The sequence below is a fragment of the Acinetobacter soli genome (genome assembly GCF_018139125.1).
Lineage (GTDB): Bacteria > Pseudomonadota > Gammaproteobacteria > Pseudomonadales > Moraxellaceae > Acinetobacter > Acinetobacter soli.
On the sequence record NZ_CP073241.1, the window covers coordinates 563,920 to 589,420 of the forward strand.

General features: G+C 42.3%; 24 protein-coding genes and 3 tRNA genes. 15 read left to right on the plus strand and 12 right to left on the minus strand.

The genetic code is table 11. The features are described 5' to 3' along the window. Positions 1–223: 223 nt before the first annotated feature. Together KCV09_RS02520 and KCV09_RS02525 are read left to right on the plus strand one after the other, a co-directional pair. Positions 224–1,528: a dicarboxylate/amino acid:cation symporter gene (locus tag KCV09_RS02520; protein ID WP_151815204.1), complete on the plus strand. Its 1,305-nt coding sequence runs from the start codon at positions 224–226 to the stop codon at positions 1,526–1,528. Between the two features lie 150 nt (positions 1,529–1,678). Further along, entirely contained in the window at positions 1,679–1,864 is a 186-nt protein-coding gene (locus KCV09_RS02525) for a hypothetical protein (protein WP_004936698.1), read from the plus strand. A 23-nt stretch (positions 1,865–1,887) separates the two neighbouring features. On the opposite strand, the gene KCV09_RS02530 is transcribed toward KCV09_RS02525, so the two are convergent. Both KCV09_RS02530 and KCV09_RS02535 read right to left on the minus strand, forming a co-directional pair. Continuing rightward, positions 1,888–2,334, minus strand: a complete 447-nt coding sequence (locus KCV09_RS02530) for a DUF2726 domain-containing protein (protein WP_151815205.1) — start codon at positions 2,332–2,334, stop codon at positions 1,888–1,890. A 55-nt stretch (positions 2,335–2,389) separates the two neighbouring features. Then, positions 2,390–2,465, minus strand: a tRNA-Asn gene (locus KCV09_RS02535). 329 nt (positions 2,466–2,794) lie between these two features. Between KCV09_RS02535 and KCV09_RS02540 the strand changes: the two genes are divergently transcribed. The 3 genes from KCV09_RS02540 to KCV09_RS02550 are packed head-to-tail and all read left to right on the plus strand — an operon-like array spanning position 2,795 to position 5,305. Then, a complete protein-coding gene (locus KCV09_RS02540) occupies positions 2,795–4,171 on the plus strand; it encodes an amino acid permease (RefSeq protein ID WP_407651948.1) in 1,377 nt (458 codons plus the stop codon). A 35-nt stretch (positions 4,172–4,206) separates the two neighbouring features. Next, positions 4,207–4,686 (plus strand): Lrp/AsnC family transcriptional regulator, encoded by a 480-nt coding sequence (locus KCV09_RS02545; RefSeq protein ID WP_048763513.1) that lies wholly within the window; start codon positions 4,207–4,209, stop codon positions 4,684–4,686. Continuing rightward, the gene (locus KCV09_RS02550) at positions 4,679–5,305 is read left to right on the plus strand and encodes a YitT family protein (RefSeq protein ID WP_048763512.1); all 627 of its coding nucleotides are present in this window, start codon (positions 4,679–4,681) and stop codon (positions 5,303–5,305) included. Before KCV09_RS02545 ends, KCV09_RS02550 begins: the two co-directional genes overlap by 8 nt. A gap of 101 nt (positions 5,306–5,406) precedes the next feature. Here KCV09_RS02550 and KCV09_RS02555 read toward each other — a convergent pair. The 4 genes from KCV09_RS02555 to KCV09_RS02570 form a co-directional block, all read right to left on the minus strand. Next, a tRNA-Asn gene (locus KCV09_RS02555) sits at positions 5,407–5,482 on the minus strand. A gap of 7 nt (positions 5,483–5,489) precedes the next feature. Then, a tRNA-Asn gene (locus tag KCV09_RS02560) sits at positions 5,490–5,565 on the minus strand. Positions 5,566–5,742: 177 nt separating this feature from the next. Further along, positions 5,743–6,369, minus strand: coding sequence for a superoxide dismutase (locus tag KCV09_RS02565; protein ID WP_004936712.1), 627 nt, complete (start codon positions 6,367–6,369; stop codon positions 5,743–5,745). 209 nt (positions 6,370–6,578) lie between these two features. After that, the gene (locus KCV09_RS02570) at positions 6,579–7,337 is read right to left on the minus strand and encodes a Nif3-like dinuclear metal center hexameric protein (RefSeq protein ID WP_055414573.1); all 759 of its coding nucleotides are present in this window, start codon (positions 7,335–7,337) and stop codon (positions 6,579–6,581) included. Positions 7,338–7,511: 174 nt separating this feature from the next. On the opposite strand from KCV09_RS02570, the gene KCV09_RS02575 reads away from it, so the two are divergent. Then, on the plus strand, positions 7,512–8,690 hold the full coding sequence (locus tag KCV09_RS02575) for a trypsin-like peptidase domain-containing protein (protein ID WP_004936717.1): 1,179 nt from the start codon (positions 7,512–7,514) through the stop codon (positions 8,688–8,690). Between the two features lie 71 nt (positions 8,691–8,761). Here KCV09_RS02575 and KCV09_RS02580 read toward each other — a convergent pair whose 3' ends face one another. The 3 genes from KCV09_RS02580 to KCV09_RS02590 are packed head-to-tail and all read right to left on the minus strand — an operon-like array spanning position 8,762 to position 10,717. After that, positions 8,762–9,370 carry an OB-fold-containig protein gene (locus tag KCV09_RS02580; RefSeq protein WP_004936720.1) on the minus strand — a complete coding sequence of 203 codons (609 nt, stop codon included), beginning with the start codon at positions 9,368–9,370 and terminating at the stop codon, positions 8,762–8,764. A 15-nt stretch (positions 9,371–9,385) separates the two neighbouring features. Further along, a complete protein-coding gene (locus KCV09_RS02585) occupies positions 9,386–9,694 on the minus strand; it encodes a Rieske (2Fe-2S) protein (protein WP_004936723.1) in 309 nt (102 codons plus the stop codon). A gap of 18 nt (positions 9,695–9,712) precedes the next feature. After that, positions 9,713–10,717, minus strand: coding sequence for an adenosine kinase (locus tag KCV09_RS02590; protein ID WP_212515480.1), 1,005 nt, complete (start codon positions 10,715–10,717; stop codon positions 9,713–9,715). 313 nt (positions 10,718–11,030) lie between these two features. Here KCV09_RS02590 and KCV09_RS02595 point away from each other — a divergent pair, with 313 nt between their 5' ends. Both KCV09_RS02595 and KCV09_RS02600 read left to right on the plus strand, forming a co-directional pair. Then, positions 11,031–13,970 (plus strand): insulinase family protein, encoded by a 2,940-nt coding sequence (locus tag KCV09_RS02595; protein ID WP_212515481.1) that lies wholly within the window; start codon positions 11,031–11,033, stop codon positions 13,968–13,970. A gap of 20 nt (positions 13,971–13,990) precedes the next feature. Continuing rightward, positions 13,991–15,181 (plus strand): phospholipase A, encoded by a 1,191-nt coding sequence (locus tag KCV09_RS02600; RefSeq protein WP_004946588.1) that lies wholly within the window; start codon positions 13,991–13,993, stop codon positions 15,179–15,181. A gap of 43 nt (positions 15,182–15,224) precedes the next feature. Here KCV09_RS02600 and KCV09_RS02605 read toward each other — a convergent pair whose 3' ends face one another. The 3 genes from KCV09_RS02605 to ilvA all read right to left on the minus strand — a co-directional run bounded on the left by KCV09_RS02605 (position 15,225) and on the right by ilvA (position 18,912). Then, positions 15,225–16,562, minus strand: coding sequence for a TrkH family potassium uptake protein (locus KCV09_RS02605; protein WP_151815210.1), 1,338 nt, complete (start codon positions 16,560–16,562; stop codon positions 15,225–15,227). Continuing rightward, positions 16,543–17,214, minus strand: a complete 672-nt coding sequence (locus KCV09_RS02610; protein ID WP_076032702.1) for a potassium channel family protein — start codon at positions 17,212–17,214, stop codon at positions 16,543–16,545. The genes KCV09_RS02605 and KCV09_RS02610 overlap by 20 nt, the downstream gene beginning before the upstream one ends. Before the next feature lie 159 nt (positions 17,215–17,373). Beyond that, the gene (gene ilvA, locus KCV09_RS02615) at positions 17,374–18,912 is read right to left on the minus strand and encodes a threonine ammonia-lyase, biosynthetic (protein ID WP_004936741.1); all 1,539 of its coding nucleotides are present in this window, start codon (positions 18,910–18,912) and stop codon (positions 17,374–17,376) included. A gap of 105 nt (positions 18,913–19,017) precedes the next feature. Between ilvA and rpiA the strand changes: the two genes are divergently transcribed. The 7 genes from rpiA to KCV09_RS02650 all read left to right on the plus strand — a co-directional run bounded on the left by rpiA (position 19,018) and on the right by KCV09_RS02650 (position 25,464). Next, positions 19,018–19,689 (plus strand): ribose-5-phosphate isomerase RpiA, encoded by a 672-nt coding sequence (gene rpiA / locus KCV09_RS02620; protein ID WP_004936744.1) that lies wholly within the window; start codon positions 19,018–19,020, stop codon positions 19,687–19,689. 2 nt (positions 19,690–19,691) lie between these two features. Then, positions 19,692–20,366 carry a YgjP family zinc-dependent metalloprotease gene (locus KCV09_RS02625; protein WP_212515482.1) on the plus strand — a complete coding sequence of 225 codons (675 nt, stop codon included), beginning with the start codon at positions 19,692–19,694 and terminating at the stop codon, positions 20,364–20,366. Positions 20,367–20,515: 149 nt separating this feature from the next. Beyond that, positions 20,516–21,565: an N-acetyl-gamma-glutamyl-phosphate reductase gene (gene argC / locus KCV09_RS02630; protein WP_212515483.1), complete on the plus strand. Its 1,050-nt coding sequence runs from the start codon at positions 20,516–20,518 to the stop codon at positions 21,563–21,565. 77 nt (positions 21,566–21,642) lie between these two features. After that, positions 21,643–22,395, plus strand: a complete 753-nt coding sequence (locus KCV09_RS02635) for a DUF6776 family protein (RefSeq protein WP_004936753.1) — start codon at positions 21,643–21,645, stop codon at positions 22,393–22,395. Between the two features lie 18 nt (positions 22,396–22,413). Continuing rightward, positions 22,414–22,827 carry an ATP-dependent Clp protease adapter ClpS gene (gene clpS, locus KCV09_RS02640; protein ID WP_004936756.1) on the plus strand — a complete coding sequence of 138 codons (414 nt, stop codon included), beginning with the start codon at positions 22,414–22,416 and terminating at the stop codon, positions 22,825–22,827. Positions 22,828–22,836: 9 nt separating this feature from the next. Continuing rightward, the gene (gene clpA / locus KCV09_RS02645) at positions 22,837–25,113 is read left to right on the plus strand and encodes an ATP-dependent Clp protease ATP-binding subunit ClpA (RefSeq protein WP_004936759.1); all 2,277 of its coding nucleotides are present in this window, start codon (positions 22,837–22,839) and stop codon (positions 25,111–25,113) included. Then, positions 25,114–25,464 carry a YnfA family protein gene (locus KCV09_RS02650; protein WP_212515484.1) on the plus strand — a complete coding sequence of 117 codons (351 nt, stop codon included), beginning with the start codon at positions 25,114–25,116 and terminating at the stop codon, positions 25,462–25,464. Positions 25,465–25,501 lie beyond the last annotated feature (37 nt).

A 25,501-nucleotide genomic window follows, 5' to 3' on the forward strand; every position in this document is an offset into this window, starting at 1 on the left:
TTTATTAAATAATTCATGTATGCATTTTTTGCATAAATAATCTGTTTTTTGCATTTTTCTTTTAAAACAAAACCAGTAAAACTTGCCCAAAATATGGTGGAATCGAATATTTCGTAATCAGCTGCATCGTTGCTTGCGAGTTTGATCAACATGGAAGATCGCATCGGATTAGGTTTGTCTAGCTTAATAATCGAAGCGAACTGCTTGTGAAAAGGAAATAGATATGAATCAGAAAAAATTGCTCAAATATATTTTGATTGCAATGATCCTAGGTGTTCTTGTTGGATGGGCTTGTCACAGTGCATTTGATGCAGCGCTCACAGAAAAAATCGCCTCCTACTTTAAAATTTTGACCGATGTCTTTTTGCGTTTAATTAAGATGATTATTGGTCCGCTGGTATTTGCAACCATTGTTTCTGGTTTAATCTCAATGGGCAAATCGTCTTCATTGGGATCGGTTACATTAAAAGCAATGAGCTGGTTTATTGGTGCATCGTTGGTATCATTGTTGCTGGGTATGGGATTGGCAAACTTTTTCCAACCAGGTGCAGGCATGAACTTGGCAATTCCTGTTGAGCATGTGGATATCGGTGTTTCAGCTTCAAATTTAAGCTTACAAAATTTTATTACACATATTTTCCCTCGTAGTTTTGCAGAGGCGATGGCGAACAATGAAATTTTGCAAATCTTAGTATTCTCAATTTTCTTTGGTGCAGCCTTGGCTTATGTCAATCATCAAAGTGAAGAGGGTACAGTAATTGCTCGCCTGATCGATGAACTCGCACGTATCATGTTTAAAATCACGGACTACGTGATGGCATTTGCACCTGTTGCGGTATTTGCTGCAATTGCTGCTGCGATTGCAGTGAAAGGTCCAAAGCTACTGATTGACTACAGTATCTTTATTGGGCAGTTCTATACAGGTTTAGCGCTTCTTTGGGCGGCTTTAATTGCGGTAGGTTATATTTTCTTGAAAAAAGATGTATTTCGCCTGCTTGGATTTATGAAAGAACCAGCTGCACTTGCATTTGCAACATCAAGCAGTGAATCTGCATACCCAAAAATTATTGCAGGTTTAAATAAGTTTGGTGTACCAAAGCGTATTTCAAGCTTCGTATTACCACTCGGTTATTCTTTTAACCTTGATGGCTCGATGATGTATATGTCATTTGCAGTATTGTTTATTGCTCAGGCCTACAACATCGATTTGAGCTTTACACAGCAAGTGCTGATCTTGTTAACCTTGATGATTACGAGTAAAGGAATTGCGGGTGTATCACGTGCTTCTATCGTGGTGATTGCAGCAACGCTGTCTATGTTTAAGCTGCCTGAAGCTGGTATCTTGCTCATCCTTGCAATTGATCAGTTCTTGGATATGGGTCGCTCTGCAACGAACGTGATAGGTAATAGTATTGCAACTGCGGTGGTAGCAAAGTCTGAAGCTCATGATGAAGAAGATCTGGTTGAAGCACAACCTCAGCGAGCTGATATGGTTACACCGACTCAGTCGAGCGGTCAGTTTAGCTAATCTTTCAGCCGTGTTAAAAAGCCTACATGATCTGTAGGCTTTTTTATTTATAGTGATGCTTGGTCATGATTTTGGCATGGCATGCCATCTGTTTTTAAGTTATTGTGCTTCGGTGAATATGATCTAAATGTTGTAGAGGTAAATATCTAGATGAATCAGTCATCTCCCCCAAAAAAGAAAGTACCTTGGTTGTTGATGGCGCTGGGGCTTTTGATTCCAATTGGTGTTCTGGGTTTGGCATTCTTGGCGGCAAAAAGTGATGCTGAGAATCACCGTAAGTATCAACAGCAAAAAGAAGAAATTGCGAAACGACATGCCCAAAACAAAGCAGAATAAACTATTCTGATTCTAGCTCGCATTTAAAGCTGAATGTCTTTATGAAGCTGGCGCACCGACGGAATTTGAGTGTAACGCAGCACGCGATAGCCGGCTTCTTGGAGCATTTGATCTCGAAATTTATCTTCTTGTTGTTTGCTAAGGTGGCTCGCATCATCGAGTTCAATAATAACTACAACGTCTAATTTCTGATTCAAAATAACAAAATCTGTCACTTTTCGATTAAAGCGCCCTCGAATTTTGTACTGATCGCTGGTAATGAGGGCACTAAATGCAACTTGAGCCAATACATTTAAATCTGGAAAAGCGGCTTTGAGCTGCTTAAACATTTTGGCTTCAAAAGGTGTAATGACAGGGCGCGGGTGATATTGTTTTTGTAATTTTAGATATGGCCTAACGCAAATAAACAAGAGTGTAAGGCTTGAAAGAATACCTACAGTAACAAAGAAAACCTGAAAAAAATCAAACACACTTTTACTTCGCTTAAAAAGAAAACCCACTCAAAAGAGTGGGTTTTCAGAATCTTGGCTCTCCCACCTGGGCTCGAACCAGGGACCTGCGGATTAACAGTCCGTCGCTCTACCGACTGAGCTATGGGAGAATCTGGAACGCATTGTATGGGGCGAAGCCAATGTGGTCAAGCCATAATGATGAAATAATTCAAAAAATTGCGTGAGTGTTGTTTAAATCAGCAATTTTATAAGATTTGGCCATAAAGGTCGGTAAAATTTAAGTTCATAAACACTCAATATGCTGATTTGGCTTGTGCATCATATTAAGGCGTAATGTCACATTCTGATGCACAGCTTGGTTTGAACTTTATTAGTAAAATAGGATTAAATTTCACAAATACAATAAAAATGATCATTTATCCTAAAATGGCACATAATTTGCATCATTATTGCGTAAATATGGATGGGGTGTTTTACGTTGTCAGATTCTACAAGTCATGAGTTAAAAAAAGGTTTGTCTAACCGGCATGTGCAATTGATTGCATTGGGTGGTGCTATAGGTACAGGTTTATTTTTTGGGATTTCTCATACCATTCAACTGGCTGGTCCATCTGTGTTGCTGGGATATGCCATCGCAGGTTTGATTGCATTTTTAATCATGCGTCAGTTGGGTGAGATGGTAGTTGAAGAGCCAGTAAGTGGCTCTTTTAGTCATTTTGCCAATAAATACTGGGGACCAATGGCTGGCTTTATGTCGGGCTGGAATTACTGGGTACTGTATGTTTTAGTTAGTATGGCGGAGTTGAGTGCCATTGGAATTTTTGTTCAGTTTTGGTGGCCACAAATTCCGACATGGCTGACTGCATTAGTGTTTTTTATTCTGATTAACGGAATTAATTTTATCAATGTAAAATTTTTCGGTGAACTTGAGTTCTGGTTTTCGCTTGTCAAAATTATTGCAATTATCAGTATGATCGGCTTTGGCGCCTATTTGTTGTTTAGCGGTGGTGCGGGGCCACAGGCAGGTGTGCAAAATCTTTGGCAACACGGTGGTTTTATGCCGAATGGATGGTCGGGCTTGATTATGGCGATGGCATTTATCATGTTTGCATTTGGTGGGCTTGAGCTGGTGGGAATTGCTGCTGCTGAAACCAAAAATCCTTCAAAAACAATTCCTAAAGCCACCAATCAAATTGTGTACCGTATTTTGATTTTTTATGTAGGGGCCATTGGTATTTTGCTCAGCTTGTTCCCTTGGAATCAGGTTGCTCAGGGTGGGAGTCCATTTGTCATGATTTTTCAGTCACTCAATAATTCTGGTGTCGCGAACGTCTTGAATCTGGTGGTGTTGATTGCGGCTGTTTCTGTCTATAATAGCTGCGTTTACAGTAACAGTCGTATGTTGTTGGGCTTGGCGGAGCAGGGCAATGCACCAAAAATGCTAAAGCGTGTCAATCAGCGCGGTATTCCGGTCAATGCACTATTTGCCTCAGCAGCAGTAACCGCATTATGCGTACTGCTTAACTATCTGATGCCGGAAAGTGCCTTCAATATTTTGATGATGTTGGTGGTCGCTGCGCTTGTGATTAATTGGTTCATGATTTCGGTGACACATCTTAAGTTTCGTCAGCACATGCAACAGATGCAGCGTGTGACCTTGTTTAAGGGTATTGGTGCGCCATTTACCAACTATGTCACCATTGCATTTATGTGTTTTATTCTTTTCATTATGAGCTTTACGCCTGAAATGCGCATGGCTGTCTTTTTAGTGCCTGTCTGGCTGATATTGCTCTTTATTCTTTATCGCGTGAAGTTTCAGTCGGCAAAGCCAGCTGTAAGTATACTGAGTAAGTAGTTGGATCTATCTAAATTTTATTTGGGGTTGTCTGAATGAGCCACAGTCTTGATGATTATGATTACAAGATTCTACAGCATTTGCAAAGTAATGGCCGCCTGAGTAACCAGGAATTGGCTGAGATTGTGGGTTTATCGACATCACAATGCTCAAGACGTCGCATAGCGCTCGAGCAAAAAGGCATGATTATGGGATATTACGCACAGTTGCACCCACATGCAGAAAAACAACCGATTATGGGAATGATTGAAATTAAATTTCAACATTACAGCCTAGAAACACTGGAAAAGTTTCTAGGATTTGTAAAAGACGAACCGATGATTCGTGAAGTCTATAAGTTGACAGGGAGTTATGACTACGTATTGAAGGTAACTGTTGAGGACTTGGAGCAAATGAGCCAGCTGATTAATCAATTGATGTCGCTGAACATCAATATAGGTAATTTTAATACCTCAATTGTATTGGAGCGCGTTAAAGAAAATCATCAAATGATGATAGGTGTAGCACATGAGTAATACAGCTGATCTGACCATGCAAATATCTAAACCTTCGCATTCTTCAGTTGAAGATATGCTTGCCATGATCATTGCCACGTTTATTATCTCGTTTGGCATGATGCTCATGCAGCAGTCTGGTACCTTAACGGGTGGAACAGCAGGGTTGTCATTGCTCATCCATTACATTACGGGCATTAAATTTGGTGTGGTGTTTTTTACCATCAACTTGCCATTTTATTATCTGGCCTATAAGCGCCTAGGTATGTCGATGGTCATAAAGACATTTTTGGCAGTGGGGTTGCTTTCTGTACTCACTGAGGTGCATCCACTCTTTCTTCATCTCGATAAGCTCTCACCACTATATGCCACCGTATTAGCCAATGTATTTATGGGCTTGGGTTTTTTAATTTTGTTTCGACATCGCTCTAGTTTGGGTGGCTTTAATTTACTGGTGTTGTTTATCCAAGAGCGTTACGGAATTCGAGCAGGCAAAGTGCAAATGGCTTTAGATGTCACGATTTTGCTGGCCTCAAGCGTCTTTGTGAGTGTGACACTTTTAGCGATCTCTATTTTAGGTGCCATTATTTTAAATATGATTCTTACACTGAATCATCGACCAGATCGATACGTGGTGTAAAATAAAAACTTAAAAACAGTGCCTGAGGGTGCTGTTTTTTTTGCAAAAACTACAGCCATTAAAAAACCCTCAAGCATGAAGTACTTGAGGGTTTTTGAATCTGGCTCTCCCACCTGGGCTCGAACCAGGGACCTGCGGATTAACAGTCCGTCGCTCTACCGACTGAGCTATGGGAGATTAGTTTTGGCTCTCCAACCTGGGCTCGAACCAGGGACCTGCGGATTAACAGTCCGTCGCTCTACCGACTGAGCTATTGGAGAATCTGATGCGCATTTTATGCAGAAGCTTTTACTTGGTCAAGCAAATGTTTAAAAATATCTATCTATTTGATTTAATTATAATCAAAACATGAACTTGTGTTGCTTAATTGCACATTTTTGCTTAAAAAATAAAAAAGCTGCTCTAATGAGAGCAGCTTTTTTTGAAAAATAGAGAACTTATTTTTCAACGCCAGCAGGTTGGCCAGCAAGTTTCGCGTTTGCATAATCCCAGTTCACTAGGCTTTCAAGGAAAGTCGAGATGTACTTAGGACGCGCGTTACGGTAGTCGATGTAGTAAGCATGTTCCCATACGTCAATGGTCAATACAGCAATTTGACCGTGTGCAAGCGGAGTGTCTGCATTTGAAGTTTTAGTAATTGAAAGTTTACCATTGATTTCGTCAGCCACTAACCACGCCCAACCTGAACCAAATTGAGTGGTTGCAGCAGTGGTGAATTCTTCCGCAAATTTTTCGTATGAACCAAATGCTTCATCAATTTTTGCAGCAAGTGCGCCTGTTGGTTTACCACCGCCATTTGGAGCAATCGAGTTCCAGTAAAAAGTGTGGTTCCATACTTGTGCAGCATTGTTGAAAATACCTGCTTTAGATGAATCGCCTGCACTTGCTTTAATAATATCTTCAAGTTCCTGACCTTCAAGATCTGTGCCTTTGATCAGGTTGTTCAGGTTAGTCACATAAGTCTGGTGGTGCTTATCGTGATGGTATTCTAAAGTTTCTTTAGAAATATGTGGTTCAAGTGCATCGTAAGCATAAGGTAAAGCAGGTAAAGTAATGGTTGTCATGTCTAATTTCCTTGCGTTCGCTGGGTATTTGAGGGACTGTTATCGTATCTCGATTTTATAGCACACAAATGCTAAAAAAAGCTTACAGCCCCTTCATTTAGGTGGCTCTAGTGTAAATCATTCTATGTGCAAAAGGTCATCAATTAAAATAACAATACACAATAAAGCTCGAATTAATACGTATAAGGCCTACATCTCGTTTATACGTCCTAAATCGGATTATTCAACTCAAAATAGGTGTATTTGAGCGAAAAATGCTCGCTTAGTGCTTTGCCTAGACGCTGCACACCGTAGCGTTCTGTTGCGTGGTGCCCGCAGGCAAAATAATGTACGTTTAATTCTTGTGCTTCATAAAATGTTCGTTCGCTCACTTCGCCTGAAATATAAGCATCACAGCCTTGTACTGCTGCTTTGGCAATAAAGTCCTGCGCACCTCCGGTACAAAATCCAATTTTTTGTATCGATTTAACCTGTGCTGGTAAGTGAATAATATTAAAATCAAACGTATCTTGCAGTTTGGCTTTAAATGTTTCAGGTGAGACAGCCTGCGTTAAATAACCGATATTGCCTATTGGAAATTTTTCGTTTGGATCGAGCGCTTCAATGCGTTCAAGTTCGAGTAGGTCTGCAATTGCAGCGTTATTGCCCAGTGTTGGGTGTGCATCGAGTGGCAAGTGATAAGCAAGTAGGGAAATATTGTTTTGAATGAGCTTTTTAATGCGATGACCGCGCATACCAGTAATCGGGTAGGGTTCGCCTTTCCAGAAATAACCATGATGAACCAGCAATACATCGGCCTGCATGGCAATTGCAGCGTCAATTGCCGCTTCTGAGGCGGTAACTGCGCACAGCACATGCTTTACTTCGGATGTGCCTTCAATTTGCAACCCATTGGGTGCGTAGTCTTTGAATTGAGCGGAACTTAATGTTTGATCGCACCAGCTGACGATTTCATTTAACTGGGTCATGAATCAACCTTTTTTACATCTATATGATTAAAGATCTTATTACAGCATGCATTTGAATGTAACTAAAGCTAGACAAATCTTTTGATGTGTTCTGAGCTCGTGAGTAAGTTATGCTTTAAAATAGCCAAAAACATAGTTGCTTCAATACATTAAAAACTTTTTGAGGATATATTCGTGCGTCAGACGTTCAAATGGTTGCCCTGGGTATTACTCGTCATTGTCACTTTAAGCTTTCTCGCTTGGCAAAAATTCCAGCAACCGAAGCCGCCAATTGCGGCAGACGGCGTTCAAATGCCAGCAGAAAAAGTTGAGTCTTTAGTCGATACATCAAGATCGGGTGGGGTGGTGTCATATAATGCTGCCGTTAAAGTGGCAGCTCCTGCGGTGGTTAATATCTTTACCACGCAAAAAGTCAAACAACTTAACCATCCTTTACTTAACGATCCGGTTTTTCGGGAGTTTTTTGGTAATCAATTACCGAATCAAACAGAGCAGAAAAATGAAAACAGTCTGGGCTCAGGTGTGATTGTTCGTGCAGATGGGTATATTCTGACCAATAATCACGTGATTGCTCAAGCTGACCAGATTGTGGTCGCACTCTATGACGGACGACGTGCCGAAGCAAAAGTTGTGGGTACAGATCCAGATACCGATTTGGCAGTCATTAAAATTGATCTGGATAAACTACCGGTTTTACCCTTTAAACTCAGCGGAAATGAAGTGGGTGACGTAGTACTCGCAATTGGAAATCCCTTTGGTGTAGGGCAAACCGTCACTCAGGGGATTATCTCTGCAACCGGTCGTTCAGATTTAGGCATCAATACCTATGAAGATTTTATTCAAACCGATGCAGCAATCAATCCAGGTAACTCAGGTGGTGCCTTGATTGATGTAGCAGGAAATCTGGTGGGAATTAATACCGCTATTTTCTCGCAAACAGGTGGCTCACTCGGTATTGGTTTCGCTATTCCTGCACGTGTGTGTCAACAGGTATTGAATTCAATTTTAAAAGATGGACGTGTTGTACGCGGCTGGCTCGGCATTAGCTTGGTTGCGCCTACACAAGATGATGTACTCGCGCCAAAACAACCAGGTGTGGTTGTGGCCGATGTTCTTCAAAATGGCCCGGCGGCACAAGCGGGTGTGAAGGTCAATGATAAGATCATTAAGGCGAATGACGAGCAGATTAATTCGGTATCGCATCTGATTAACTATGTTGCACTGCAACAACCCGGTAGTAGCATCACGCTCGAGGTTGAACGCAATGGTCAACGTCAAAATCTACAAGTGAAAGTGGGTGAGCGTAAGGTTCAAAACCAGAACTCGCAGTACATTCCATTACCTCAGCGCTAATTAGAAGTAAAAAAGGAATACATATCTATTCCTTTTTTTTGCCTGTAAAACCGAAGTTATTGAGTAGGCTTTTAATCTGAATTAAACAGTTGATTTGAACTGGCAATTCGCTTAGCAATGTAATGTGTTTGACGAAAACGAATTAAAATAACTTGAGACTGCACTTCAAGTTCACCAAATTCAGGTTCCACCTGTACATAATGGACTTGCCCAAACTCATCTCGAACACGGGCTTGTGCAGAAAAACCAGGTCGGGCATTACCACTGGAGAGCGTAGCCAAGCGCCCGAGCAAAGTACCAAACTGATGATCCACTTGCGGTTTGATCACCTGATCTAGGCAATGAATCATAAAGACGGTAAAGAAAATGGCAATGATCAATGCAGGCAAAATCAGGTAAAACGGAGAGATAAAAAAGTGTTGTTTAGCAAACACAGATAACTGTAAAAAGTAGCCTGCAAAACTGAAGTTGATGAGAAAGAAAACCAAAATCAGCACTTTAGAAAATTTAACATTAAATAGGGGGGAGTGGCTTAACCAACGCGGTAAAAAGCGTTTAAGAAAAATACTTGGTCGAATGCCAATATATATTCCGATGGTTTCGGCCATGCTGAGGATTACCAATGCCATGACACTTAAGTTAAATGGCAAAAAGTAATAGTTGAGTAAAAACTCCACCATGACCGAAGCTCCTTCTTATTCTGCTAAATAAATGCCGCCATCGGAATGCACCTTAATTTCGACTTTGGTTAAAGCCTCTCCAAGGCACGGACCCGAAATACATTCACCTGTTTCGACATTAAACAAGGCGCCGTGTGTCGAACATTGAATATATTCATGATCGTAATCGAGGAACTGGTTTTCCAGAAACTCAAGTTCGACCTGTAAATGCGGGCATATATTTTTATAGGCGTAAAACATACCATCACGTTGTGTGATAAAAATCGTTTCACCCTCGACCTGATCAAAGGCGCGAGCTTCACGTTCAGGAATGTCTTCCGTCATGCAGATCTTTTCCATATATCAAGCACATTCAGTTTGAAAGTTTGTCAAAAGTGTAGCATAAGTTGTGACGTCCAAACGTGGGCCATATTGTGAAACCACTTCACTTGAAATCAGAATAGACAACTGCGCCGCATCTTCAAGAGACATGCCATGATTTAATGCAAATAAGAAGGCACCTGCAAATGCATCGCCGGCACCATTGGCATCGATTGCAGTAACACGACGGCCATCGAGATGAAAGTGTTGAGATGGTGTCGATACAGTTGCACCTTTTGCACTTTGTGTAATGACAACAGTATGATTTTTGGCTTTTAAGACCTGAAATGCAGCTTCAAGCGTTTCTGTAGCGGTATACATCAGTGCTTCTTGTTCATTACAGAATAATAAATCCACACCATCTGCAATCATTTCATCAAGCCCTTCACGTGCATATTGCACCATTGCTGGATCAGATAACGACAACGCAACTTTAACGCCATGTGCTTTGGCAATCTCACGGGCGTGCATGACAGCTTGACGCGCACTTGGACTAGTCGATAAATAGCCTTCGATATATAACCACTTCGCGCTTTTTAAAGGCTCAAAGTCAATTTGATCGACTGAAAGTGCGGTGGTAATACCGAGATAGGTATGCATGGTGCGCTCAGTATCTGGGCTAATGAGTACCATGCACGTTCCAGTTACACCTTCCGTGAGAGATTTTTCCGAGGTGGCGATATCCGCATCGTTTAATCCTTGGAGGTAAATCGAGCCCAACTCATCATGACCAACGCGACAACCATAAAAAGCCCGTCCACCCAAGGCACTAAATGCCACTGCAGTATTGGCAGCCGAACCGCCACTGGCTTGACCTTTATATTCTTGTGATGCCAAAAGTTTTTCGTAAAGTGCAGCCTGAGTATCACCCTCGGTCAATTGCATGGTGCCTTTTTGCAAACCAACATCAGCTAAAAACTCATCTGACACTTTAAATTCTTGGTCAATAAGCGCGTTTCCAATTGCAAAAAGATCAACTGTTGCCATGGCGTATGTTCACATCTCGATTTAAAAATCCAAATTTTACACGATCATGATCGCAAGCTGTAGTTTATGGCGTGAAATACCTATTCATCGTCTATGAACAACACAACATCAGCTTAGATGAGGGGAATATTAGATATCCATGTATTCTTGCATCGATATAAACGTAATAAGACTTGATCAGATCGAGAATTTAATAAAAAACATTCATTTTTTGGAAAAACTTAGTATTTGAGTCGGATTAAAGCTATCAATTTCAGTAAAAACTAAGGCTATAATGGGGACACGTTAGAAATTGAAAATAGTAGGAGATCACATGACTGTAGATGTCACTGGAACCATTAATCAAACTGTCCATCCTGCGTTTCAGTTGGTACGTCAACACCATGTTGAGGCCTTAGATATTTTGGTCTCTGAATATGCTCATAAGGTGACGGGAGCAGTTCATTATCATTTGGCCACCTCTCACGATGAAAATGTATTTCTGGTTGCATTTCGTACGCAACCTATGGATTCCAAAGGTACAGCGCACATCTTAGAGCACACGGCACTATGTGGATCGGAAAAATTTCCGGTACGTGATCCATTCTTTTTGATGATTCGCCGTTCACTTAATACCTTTATGAATGCGTTCACGTCAGCAGACTGGACTGCTTATCCTTTTGCAACTCAAAATAAAAAAGATTTTCAAAACTTACTTTCTGTTTATCTCGATGCAGCGTTTGCAGCGAATTTGAATCCGCTTGATTTTGCACAAGAAGGAATTCGCGTTGAGCTTGAAAATGGCGAACCTGTTTACAAGGGTGTGGTATTTAATGAGATGAAAGGTGCGATGAGTGCACCTTCGGATCAGCTTTATCATCAGCTTGCGCATCATTTATTCCCTGAAACAACCTATCATTACAACTCTGGTGGTGATCCTAAAGACATTCCAGATTTGACCTATGACCAGCTGGTGTCATTTTACAAATCGCATTATCACCCGAGTAACGCCGTATTTATGACCTTTGGTAATCAAAGTGCTTATGAGTTACAAGAGCAATTTGAAAAATTGGCACTGGCGAAGTTTCAAAAGGGTACGACATTGTACTCAAAACCTGAAAAGCGTCTTGCAGCGCCTATTCAGGTCAGCGAGCATTATGCGGTCGATAGCGATGATTTATCAGATAAAACCTATCATGTACTGGCGTGGTTACTTCCTGAAGCAAGCGATATCAAACTACGCTTAGGTTTGCGTTTGGTCGAAGGCATTTTACTTGAAAACTCGGCTTCACCACTGCGTCATTATCTTGAGACCTGTGGCTATGCGCAATCGACAGGCCCACTGATGGGTGTCGATGATTCAAACTTTGAAATGACCTTTTACTGTGGTGTTCAGGGTTCAAATCCGGAACACGCAGAAGAGTTTAAAGCAGGTGTGCTCAAGATTTTAAGCGATGTGGCTGCTGCACCAATCGATCCGGCTTGGGTCGATGCGATTTTACATCAGATCGAATTACATCAGCGTGAAATCAATGGTGACGGCATGCCGTATGGTTTGAGCTTAATCTTAAATGGATTAAGCAGTGCCATTCATCATAATGACCCGATCCACGTTTGGGATGTCGACAGTGCCATTGAGCAAGTGAAAGAAGAGCTTAAAGATCCGATGTGGCTGTCAAATCTGATTCAGACACATCTTTTAGATAATCCGCATCGAGTTCAAATGACGTTGATACCCGATGCAGAAAAATCGGCCAAAGAACAGGCAGAAGAAAAAGCATGTTTGGCGGCTTTGGGTGAAACTTTAACTGATGCAGATCGTGCTCGAATTCAAGCTGAAACCGAAGCATTAAGACAGCGTCAAGATACACCAGACAATCTCGATTTACTGCCAAAAGTAGGATTAGAAGATGTACCTGCCGATTTGCATATAGTGCAGGGCCAGTTAAGAGAAATTATTTCCAACCGACATGATTATCCGCTCAATTTGTATCATGCAGGAACCAACGGTCTGTACTATCAACAAGTATTGATTCAAATTCCAGACGCTGTGGTGCAATCGCCGTACTTTAATTTACTGTCTATTTTGATGGGCGAGGTAGGTGCTGGCGATTACGATTATCTTGAGTTGCAACAATTGCAAACCGCTGTCAGCGGTGGCCTAGGCATGGGCGCTTCATTACGTAGTAAAGTCGATGATAAAGGCAAAATCAGTGCATGGTTGACTCTAACCACCAAATCATTGAATGAAAAATACGATGCGATTGAATTGCTTAAGCTTGCGTTTGAAAAACTGCGCTTTGATGAAAAAGATCGCATTGTTGAGCTGTTACAACAGCGTGCAACGCGCTGGAAATCACGTCTGTCGGGCTCTGGCCATAGCTATGCAATGCAAGTGGCATCACGTAATGCCAGTGCATTAGCTCAACGTGATTATCATAATACGGGCTTGGGTGCACTCAACTGGTTAAGCGATTTGGTCGACCAAATAGAACAGGATGAGCAGGCCTATACCGCCTTGATCGATGCATTAAAACAGATTCACCTTGCACTTTTGCAAGCCCCGAAACAGTTTTTACTGGTTTGTGAAGAGCAGTTTTCTGAAACGCTGGTCGAGAAAATTCAGACGGTATGGGATCATCTTGACGTAGACACGCAAGCGGCGCAAGTTGAACAGTTTACGCACTCGAATGATGATCAGGATGAAGCTTGGCTGATTCAAACCAACGTACAGTTCTGTGCAACGTCATACCCAGCGGTTGAAGTCACTCACCCAGATGCAGCGCCTTTAATGGTACTTGCAGGTTACTTACGTAATGGTTTCTTGCACAGTGCGATTCGAGAGAAAGGTGGTGCATATGGTGGCGGTGCAAGCTATGACGGTAATGCATGCGCATTTCGTTTTTATAGCTACCGGGACCCACGCCTAACCGAGACCTTTAAAAACTTCGAGGCGAGTATTGAATGGTTGCTGAATACACCTCAGCAAGCGCATCAGTTGGAAGAGGCGATATTGGGGCTGGTCTCGAGTATGGATAAACCAGGCTCACCTGCTGGCGAAGCAATTACGGCTTGCTATGCCTTGCTTCATGGCCGTACACCTGCTTTTAGAAAAACCCTGCGCACACGTTTACTGCATGTCACATTAGAAGATTTGCAACGCGTGGCACGCGAATATCTGATTCAGCAAAAACCAACCAAAGCAGTGGTGGCTCCGGTAGCGAAACGACAGGAACTTGAGCAGCTTGGTTTTACAGTTAAACAAGTGAACTAAAAGAAAAACGGAGAGCGTATATGTCGTTCAATTTTGTTGAACGAACACCGTTACAACTCAGTATGCTGAGCATATTGGGTTGTCTGGGGGTGTCGGCAGCCTATGCAGCAGATGTAAAGAGTACATTTCCACCCAAAGCGGTTGCTTCTACGACAGTAGAAGCATCGCCTAGTCCAGCAAGTGCCAAGGCGTGTGTTGGATTAGATTCAAATGCAGACCGCTTAGCCTGTTATGATGCGCTGTTTAAAACGCCTATCGATACCAATAACATGCTGGCGGCTCAGGCAGCCGCACCTCTGGCTCCAGAAAAAAAGTCAACTCCAGAAACTCTTCCTGAAAAAATTCAGGAAAAGGTTGGGAATGTATTTTCTTTAGATGCCGGTCCGATCGATCCAACGGTTTCTTTGTTGGATAAACGCTGGGAGCTGTCTGAAAAAGCCAAGCTTGGAACGTGGAATATTCGTGGCTACAAACCGGTGTATTTGCTTCCAGTATTTTGGACCAGCAAAAAAAATGAGTTTCCATCAAGCCCTAACCCAAATAACACCGTTACTCAGGATCAAAACTTAAAGTCGCTAGAGTCGAAGTTTCAGTTATCGCTTAAAACCAAAGCGTGGGAAAACATCTTTGGCAATAATGGTGATTTATGGCTTGGCTACACTCAGTCATCACGTTGGCAAGTCTTTAACGGTGAAGAATCGCGTCCTTTTCGTGAAACCAATTACGAACCTGAAGCGAGTTTGATGTTTCGTACCAATTATCGGGTATTTGGTCTAGATGGACGATTGCTTGGTGTCACACTGAATCATCAGTCGAATGGTCGTTCTGATCCATTATCTCGTAGCTGGAATCGTGTGATATTTAATGTGGGTTTTGAGCGCGACAATTTTGCTTTAATGTTGCGTCCATGGATTCGCATTGAAGAAGCTGCTAAAGATGACAATAATCCCGATATCGAAGATTATGTGGGCCGTGGTGATCTAACGGCATTTTATCGCTGGAAACAAAATGACTTTTCGTTAATGTTGCGTCATTCTTTAAAAGATGGTGATAAATCGCATGGGGCCGTGCAGTTTGACTGGGCTTTCCCAATTACCGGTAAATTGCGTGGCAATTTCCAACTATTTAACGGTTATGGTGAAAGTCTGATTGATTATAACCACCGTGCGACTTATGTCGGTCTTGGCGTTTCATTGCTAGATTGGTTTTAATTTGATTTTGAATAAGAAGAGGAAGCATGATGCTTCCTCTTTTTTATCCAATTTGAATATCGGCATTTGGATGTTTCAGGCGACTTTTACGTGGTGTGGCAATCAGGTAGGCCAGCGTGAGTGGGCCTAAACGTCCTGCAAACATCAATAAAGTCAATACAAATAAACTGCTGTTGTTGAGTTCGCCGGTAATGCCTCTCGAAAGACCAACCGTACATGCCGCAGAGACAATTTCGAAAAATAGATCCAGAAAGTTCTTATGTGGCTCTAAAATTAAGATTGTAAAAAAGCCGACAAAAATCAGAATTAAAGTAATAATGGCAACAGCCAAAGCCTTAAATGTACTTTCATAAGAAATCGAATGATTAAAAATGCGTACTTCATCGTGGCGTTTTAAAAAGGCAATCACGCTAAAAAGTAAAATAACTGCCGTACCGACTTTAATACCACCTGCTGTACTGAGTGAACCGCCACCAATAAACATCATAAACATGGTCAGTAAGGTAGAGCTATTGGTCATTGAGCCAATATCAATGGTATTAAAGCCTGAAGAACGTGGGACGGTTGCCTGAAACCATGCATTGATTGCCTGTTCGCCGAAACTCATGTTGTACAAGGTGAGGGGATTATTGGCTTCCAAAAGCCAAATCATCAGAAAGCCAACAAGATTAAGCACTCCAATACTCACAATAATAATTTTGCTATTAGGGCTGAGTTTTCGCCAGCGTTTGTGCTGCTTGATATCCATTAAAACCAAAAAACCCATTCCGCCTAAAATATATAAAAAACTGATGGTGAGGCAGACGATATAATGGTCATAAAAGTTGATTAGATTGTTAGGAAATAAAGAAAAACCCGCATTGTTAAAAGCTGAAACACTATAAAACATGGCGTAGTACAGCGCGTGTAAAAAACCAAATTGCGATGTCCAGACCACAGTCAAGATCACGGTGCCAATAAACTCAAAAATAAGGGTATAAATAAACACGGCTTGTGCCACAAACGTTACTTTAGACAAGCTGGTATGGCCGATTGAATCTTGCGCCATGATTTGCTGTTTAAGACCCAACTGAGGCGCCAAACTAAGTGCGGCCAAGATGGCAAAGGTCATGAAGCCTAAACCACCAATCTGGATCAAAAACAGTAAAATAATTTGTCCCGTAGTGGTTAATGCGTGCCCGATGTTAATGACTGACAGACCAGTAATGGTCACTGCCGAGGTTGAGGTAAACAGGGCATCCATCCAGCTCAGGTGGCCGTTGTTGGCTACAGGCAGCTTAAGTAAAAAAGTACCAAGAATAATAAAACTTAAGAACCCTAAAGCCAGTAGAGAGGGTGGACTTAAATTAAATGATTTTTGCTTAAGTTTTTGTTTTTTCATGAGGCAAAAACCGTACTGAAAGTTTTTTAAGTTGATCGATGTGTCCTTCAACAATCAAGATATCCTTAGATTGCACTGGGCAAGTCGGGTCAGGTTCGTAAATAATATCTTTACCGCGTTTGAGCAAAATCGTTTTAACATGACTCATATCATTGATTAGCCCCAAAAGATGAATGCCATTTAAGTGCTTAGGAATTTCAACTTTTACAATATAGTGATCATCATCGAGTGCCATATAGCGGCTGACCATCGGGTAGTTCAATGCTTGAGCAATTCGGACGCCCATATCCTCTTCGGGATGAATAATTTTATCGACATGTAAATGCGACAAAATCATGCTATGTGCTTTGGTTTTGGCTTTTACCCAAATTTTGGGCACGCCCATATTTTTTAAATGCAGCACACATAAAATACTGGCTTCGATGTCTTCGCCAATTGCAACAATGACTGTTTCACAACTTTGAATATTTAACTCTTCAAGTACATGTTCGTCACTGGCATCGGCGATCACTGCATGGGTAAGTTGATCACTTAAATCTTCAACGTTTCGCTTGATGGAGTCGATGCCAATCACATCATGATTCAATTTCACCAGTTCGGTTGCAACAGTTGCACCGAAACTTCCCAGTCCAATTACTGCAAATTGCGCCATATAAAAAACCTTATTGCTATTTTTCGGCTATAGTTTCATAAAAATCAGTGTAGTAGTTTTTGTTTGGGTTTAAAGCACATAAATGTTACGAAACAGAGTATAGAAGTCGGTCATAAAAAAACCAGCACATACGGCTGGTTTTTTTATAGCTAGATCGCTTTATTTAAGAAAGCGTTTATAGCCGGCATTGTGAGTAATTTCTTCGTATGGATAATTGATTTGTTCGAGCGTCTGAATCAATACGTCAGGATTTTCCTGCACATCAGTTGCCTGTAATCCAACCAGTACGCGACCTTCCGCTGCGCCGTGGTTTCGATAATGAAACAGACTGATATTATGTGATGGACCTAAACGTTCCAAGAAGGTCAATAGTGCACCCGGGCGCTCAGGGAATTCAACACGAAATAAACGTTCATTGGCAATGTTGGCATGACCGCCAATTAAATAGCGAATATGGAGTTTAGCTACTTCATCGTCAGACAAATCATCCACATCATATTGGCTTTTGAGTAATTCATGAATGTCATGACGCTCTTTTTCACCCGATTTTAAGCTAATGCCGACAAAAACCTGAGCGGCATCACTGTCACTGGCACGGTAGTTAAACTCAGTAATATTACGACCATGGAGTGCGCGGCAGAAATTTAAAAATGCACCTTTTTGCTCTGGAATGCTCACCGCAAAAATTGCTTCTTTACGTTCTCCAAGTTCGGTACGCTCTGCGATATAGCGCAGACGGTCAAAATTCATATTGGCGCCGCAAACAATCGAGACAATATTTTTATGACTTAAATTATGTTGCTCGATATATTTTTTGATGCCTGCCAGCGCCATTGCACCTGATGGCTCAACGATACTGCGGCACTCGTCATAAGTATCTTTAATGGCTGCACATATTTCATCAGTATTGACCAAGACCACATCACGCTCAACGATTGGGCCAGAGTTGTCAGATTTTTGCAATTGAATCACTTCAAAGGGTTTTTCACCAATTTGTGCAACTGCGGTTCCATCTGCAAACAGCCCCACCTGTGGAAGCACCACACGCGCATTGTGTTCAAATGCCGCTTTCAAACATGCAGATTCATCATATTCAACTGGAATGACTTTAACATGGGGGGCTACATCGCCCAAATACGCCGCAACACCTGCAATCAGGCCGCCACCGCCCACCGCCACAAACACATATTCGACATCTCGCCACTGGCGCAAAATTTCATTGCCAATCGTTCCTTGACCTGCCATGACCAGCTCGTCGTCATAAGGAGGAATAAACGTCATGCCTTCATCTTGAGCACGCTGAATGGCGTATTTATTGGCAACATCGAACGAATCGCCATGCAACACCACATCGCCACCCAAACGTTTAACCGCTTGAACCTTAATGTCTGGCGTTGTTTTTGGCATCACGATAATGGCGCGAATTCCCAGTTTTTGACCAGATAGCGCCACGCCTTGTGCATGATTGCCTGCCGAAGCCGTAATCACACCGCGTTCAAGCTGTGATTTGGGTAACTGGCTGATACGGTTATAAGCACCTCGTAACTTAAACGAAAAAACGGGCTGTAAGTCTTCACGTTTAAAGCGAATATTGTTGTTTAGTTTTTCACTAATTCGTGGCGCTGCTTCGAGTGGAGTTTCGATTGCAACGTCATAGACCGTTGCTTGTAAAATTTGTCGAACCAAACGAGACAGCATGTTAATTTTCCATGTAACAGTTTAAAATAGCCGCTTATTGTAACAAACCCCTGCACATTTGCGTTTTAAAATTGCGCAAAAGGTGAAAAAAAGTTGAGTGATGTCATGAGTCTATATGCTACCCAAGATGAGAAAAAACAAGCAGCAGCGAAAGCTGCTTTAAAACACTTACCTAAAGGGGGCATTTTAGGAGTGGGAACCGGAAGTACAGTCAATTTTCTGATTGAACTTTTACCTGAACTACAGCTTGAAGCAGCGGTTGCCAGCTCGGAAGCCACAGCTAAACGCCTAAAAGAATTGGGCATTGAAGTACTCGACATGAACCATGTGGGCGGTTTAGACGCATATGTCGATGGTGCCGACGAAATTGATCGTCACATGCACATGATTAAAGGTGGCGGTGCCGCGCTCACACGTGAAAAAATTGTGGCCTCAATTGCAAAGAAATTTGTATGTATCGTAGATGATTCAAAATGGGTTGAACAGTTGGGTCGTGAGTTCCCGTTGCCTGTTGAAGTGATCCCTATGGCGCGCTCTGCTGTTGCGCGTAAACTGGTGAGTCTTGGCGGCGATCCTGTTTACCGTGAAGGTGTAGTCACAGATAATGGTAATGTGATTTTGGATGTATACAACCTGAATATCCTCAATGCGATTGAGCTTGAGAAAACCATTAATGATATTCCAGGTGTGGTGACCAATGGTATTTTTGCCCTAAATGCTGCAACCATTGCAATTGTTGCAACAAATAACGGCATTGAAGAGCGCACAGCGTCTTAATAATGACTGATCTTCCCGAGATCAAAATTGTCAAACACGTAAGGGCAAAACGCTTGCGCTTACGTGTTGAACCAGACGCGGTGCGACTCACTGTTCCCGTTTTTTGTACTCAAAAACAGATTCAAGCGTTTTTAGCGCAATCACAAACATGGCTTGAAAAAACGTGGCAGCAGCAAATGCAGCAACGAAATGCTGCTATTTCCAGTTCATCTGAAGCCCTGACTTTTTTTAATGATTCGACCTATCGAATCGTTGAGCATGAGGCGATCAAACTCTATCGTTTCGATCACGACAACCAGCAATTACTCATTAACGCGGCCCATCGGGCATACGCCTTAAAAGAGGCCACCTTTAATTACGCCAAACAAGTTTTGCCTGACTACTTAATGCAGATCAGCCGCGAGACTACACTTTCTTTCAATGGATGTACGATCCGTCGACCTAAAACACGATGGGGCAGTTGCACCGCTCAAAAAGACATCATGCTGCATGCTGGCTTGGTGCTCATGGATATTGCTGTTGTGCGGTATGTGTGTATTCACGAATTAGCACACACGCTTCATTTTAATCATGGTCCCGAGTTTTGGACAGAAGTACAACATCATGACCAAGCCTTTCAAAAACATCGACAACGCCTGAAACAGACGCAGTTGCCACATTGGTGGTACAGCGCATAACGTAATTTGCTTGGTGGATTGCCAGTAATAAATACGGATTCACTTCAATCATTCCAATAAAAAATCACAGTGCGTTCGATAAATAGTTTTGAAAATCAGTACATCCTGTCATACTAGGCAACATTCTGTTGAACTTTGAGGTAAGACACGTGATTTCTGTCGGAATTGTAGGTGGAACTGGTTATACGGGCGTTGAATTGCTGCGCTTATTGCTTCGTCATCCACAGGTAACTGTTCGTGTGTTAACGTCACGTACAGAGGCAGGAAAGCGCGTTTCAGAGATGTTTCCAAGTTTACGAGGACATACTGACCTTGAATTTTCCGACCTTAATGAAGATCTTTTAAAACAATGCGATGTGGTCTTTTTTGCGACACCGCATGGTGTAGCCATGAAGCATGCCAAAGTATTGGTTGAGTCGGGCGTAAAAGTGATTGATCTTGCCGCTGACTTTCGTTTGCAAAATCTTGAGCAATTCGAAAAGTGGTATGGCCTACAGCACGAATGTCCAGATGTTTTAAAGTCATCGGTCTATGGTTTACCTGAATTAAACCGTGAAAAAATTAAGACGGCGCAGGTGGTGGGTAATCCTGGATGTTATCCGACTACGGTACAGTTAGGTTTGGCGCCACTTTTACAAGCCGATGTAGCACTGATTAAGCCATCAAGTATTATTGTGGATGCCAAATCTGGTGTTTCTGGAGCAGGGCGTAAAGCCAGCCTAGGCATGATTTACACTGAAAATGCAGATAACTTCAAAGCGTATGGAGTTGCAGGGCATCGTCATCATCCAGAAATTGTGGAAGCGCTTGAAAATATCTCAGGGCAAACTGGCGTATTCGATCAGCTTTTGTTTGTACCGCATTTGGTGCCAATGATCCGTGGCATGCTTAGCACCATTTACGTCGACCTGACCGAAGAAGGTGCAAACAGTGATTTGCAATCTTTATACGAAGTGTATTATGCACACGAACGATTTGTCGATGTGATGCCAGCCAATAGCTCGCCAGAAACCCGAAGTGTTCGTGGTTCGAATGAGCTTAGAATTGCGCTGTACAAGCCTCAGCCAAATAAATTGATCATATTGTCGGTACAAGACAATTTAGTCAAAGGGGCTGCTGGCCAAGCAGTACAAAATATGAATTTAATGTTCAACTTCGATGAAGCAACCGGTCTGGACGGGATTGGTTTGCTGCCATAAAAACAGCTTAAGACTTCACACACATTTAATTTTCGATTTAAATGTGTGTCAGGCACTATCTTTAAATCGAGATTGCGATGCAAGACACCGAACACGTGGCGACTTTGTCTGATCAACGATCACCCAAAAAGCCATTTTTGAAAACAAACTTACCTCTGGCGATTGCGGCAGTTGTTTTGATTGCAGGAAGCTTTACCTTGGGGTATACAGTAGGTAACCGCCAGGGCTTGACTGTTGTTGGATACGACGCCGATGCAGCTCAACTGGTGGATGTGGTTCAAAAGCAAAAAACATCACTTGATTCAGTCAATAAGAGCTTGAATGCGGCGGTGCAAGAGCGCGATGTTGCAGTAGACAATGCCAATAATTTGTATCAAGCATTAACACAAGCGAAAAATGACAATGCACAAATGATGAATATGAGTGCATTTTATCGTGAAGTGTTGCGTTTGAGAGGTGGATTGCCTCTGACGATTCAAAATATTGCGGTGAAACCTTTGCCTGAAAATGCCTATGAATATCAGGTAGATTTGGTTCAGGTGAGTCCGGGTAAACAACGTGCGATCGGCAGTATCGAATTGCGCTTGATTCAAGGTACTGAAGTGTTGGTCGTTCCAATGAACGACAAAAACTTCAATTTTTATGATTATGAGCGTTTAACAGGGCGCTGGACAATGCCTAATGGATTTACACCGCAATTTATTGAGGTGCGAATTACAGATAATGGCGCGCCAGTAGTTAAACGGTTTAGCTGGCAGCGAGGGAAACCTGTCGAGTCATCTTCGGCCTTTGTGGGCGAGATCCCACAAGCTGAAGCAAATGCAAATTAATTGTGAATACAAAAGTCTATGCGAACATACAAGCGCCAAATTAGTTTAAATGAAGTCAAAGCATCCTTTTATCAGACAGGATATGTTGACTGGCACATCAATCCACGCTTGGGTGATTCGCAAACCGATGCACCCGATGGTGATCTTGCTGTCAAGACTGCTCCCCCAGAATTAAAGCGTCCACCCCTTTATGCTGTCGTTTTAATGAACGATGACTACACCCCAATGGACTTTGTAATTGAAATTTTACAACAATACTTTGCATTGAATCTTGACCAAGCCACTCAAGTAATGCTAACAGTACATTATGAGGGAAAAGGTGTTGCTGGCGTATATCCAAGAGACATCGCGGAAACGAAAGCAAACCAAGTTAATAACTATGCTCGGTCTCAAGGTCATCCATTACTTTGTCAGATTGAGCCCAAAGATTAAGGGGGTCGTATGCTCAGTCGTCAATTAGAGGTGTCCTTACGTTTGGCTGTAAGCATGGCTCGTCAAAAAAGGCATGAGTTTCTCACTGTAGAACACTTATTGCTGGCTTTGCTCGATAATGATTCAGCAGTCAATGCACTTAAAGCATGTGGCGCAGACATCGTGTCATTACGTAAAGAACTAGAAGAATATGTGGAGCAACATACACCAAAACTTGGGGAAAATAGCGAGCAAGCACCGCACCCCACTGAAAGTTTTGATCGTATTTTGCAGCGCGCGATTTTCCATGTGCAATCAAGCGGTGGAGATCGTACAGTCGAAGGTGCCGACGTGCTGGTTGCGATGTATTCCGAGCGCGATTCCTTTGCGGTTTATTTGCTCAAACGTCATCAAATTAATCGTTTGACCCTGACTCAGTATTTATCTCACGGTACACGTAAAGATGAATCGCAGTCTGAAGAAGAAGTAGAAGACATCGAAGGTGAAAGTTCAGCTTCGTCTAATGCAGGCCCTCTAGAGCAATTTACGCTTAATCTGAACAATGAAGCGCTCAAAGGCAAAACCGATCCGCTGATTGGTCGCGAAAAAGAAATTGAACGCACGGCTCAAATCTTATGTCGTCGTCGCAAAAATAATCCACTTCTAGTGGGTGATCCGGGTGTGGGTAAAACCTCAATTGCAGAAGGATTGGCATGGCTAATTGTAAATGGTAAAGCACCTAAGCCACTAGCTAATGCTGAAGTGTACAGTCTAGATATCGGTGCGTTAGTCGCGGGTACTAAGTACCGTGGTGATTTTGAAAAACGCCTTAAACAGCTACTCAATGCACTCAAGAAAAATCCAAATGCAATTTTGTTTATCGATGAAATTCACATGATTATCGGGGCTGGCTCAAGCATGGGCAGCACCATGGATGCTTCGAATCTCATCAAACCAGCGTTAGCAAATGGAACTTTGCGTTGCATTGGTTCGACCACTTTCCAAGAATATCGTCAGGTATTTGAAAAAGATCATGCTTTATCGCGTCGTTTCCAAAAAATCGATGTAAACGAGCCAAGTATCCAAGAAACGATTGATATTTTACGTGGCCTAAAAACGAAGTTTGAAGACTTTCATCATGTGGAGTATGACGATAAGGCCTTGGTTGCTGCCGTAGAGCTTTCTTCGAAATTTATCAATGATCGTTTCTTGCCAGACAAAGCAATCGATGTGATTGATGAAGCCGGAGCGCAGCGCCGTCTGAAAGCAGAACTTGATGACAGCTTGATTACGGTCGAGAACATCGAAGATATTGTTTCTAAAATTGCGCGAATTCCGCCTAAAACGGTATCGAAAGATGACAAAGCAGTGCTTGAATATCTGGAGCGCGATTTAAAACGCGTGGTATTTGGTCAAGACGAAGCCATTACTGCACTTGCTTCTGCTATTAAACTATCGCGTGCAGGTCTGAAAGCACCAGATAAGCCTGTCGGTAATTTTGTATTTGCTGGCCCAACCGGGGTGGGTAAAACCGAAGTCACCAAACAGCTTGCAAAACTTTTAGGTGTCGAACTGGTTCGCTTTGATATGTCGGAGTATATGGAGCGTCACGCGGTATCTCGTTTAATCGGTGCGCCTCCTGGATATGTCGGTTATGATCAAGGTGGTTTACTGACAGATGCAATTCATAAAAATCCGCACTGTGTATTGCTACTCGATGAAATTGAAAAAGCGCATCCGGATGTCTTTAATCTGTTGCTTCAAGTGATGGATCATGGTTCTTTAACCGACAACAACGGACGCAAATCTGATTTTAGAAACGTGATTATCGTGCTCACAACGAATATTGGTGCTGAAAGTATTTCACGTAACAGTATTGGTTTTACCGAGCAAGACAACAGCAACGATAACCAAGAGGCCATGAAGCGCGCATTCTCTCCAGAGTTCCGTAACCGTCTTGATGGTGTGATTCAGTTTAAAGCATTACCAACCACTGTGATTGAGTCAGTAGTAGATAAGTTTCTTACTGAGCTTCAAGCGCAACTCGATGATAAGAGAGTGGTACTTGAGGTGGATCAGTCTGCACGTGACTGGCTCGCGGCCAACGGGTATGATCGCTTAATGGGTGCACGTCCTATGCAGCGTTTAATCCAAGAGCATTTGAAAAAGCCACTGGCTGAAATGATTCTATTTGGTGAACTGGCCGATCATGGCGGTAACGTTGCGGTATCAGTTAAAAAAGAAGACGGTAAAGAAGTTGGATTACAGCTTTCCGTATTTGAGGACCAAACGGCAGAACCTGCATAAATGTTATTAGAAGACTTCTCTGCAACCCGAATACTCAGTGTATTCGGGTTGTTTTTTGTGACTGCGGTTGCAGAAATTCTTGGTTGTTATTTCCCTTATCTGATTTTAAAAGAGGGCAAGTCGGCTTGGCTCTGGATTCCAATGGCCTTGAGTTTGGCTCTTTTCGTTTGGTTGCTGACGTTGCATCCCGCAGCGTCAGGGCGTATTTATGCGGCTTATGGTGGAATCTATATTTTCACTGCACTCATGTGGCTGAGGTTTGTAGATCAAGTTGCTCTAACGCGTTGGGATCTATTGGGTGGAGCAGTGGTTTTACTTGGTGCAAGCCTGATTATTTTGCAACCAAAATAGCGCTCAATTAAATTTTATGCAAAAAAAAAGCCTGATA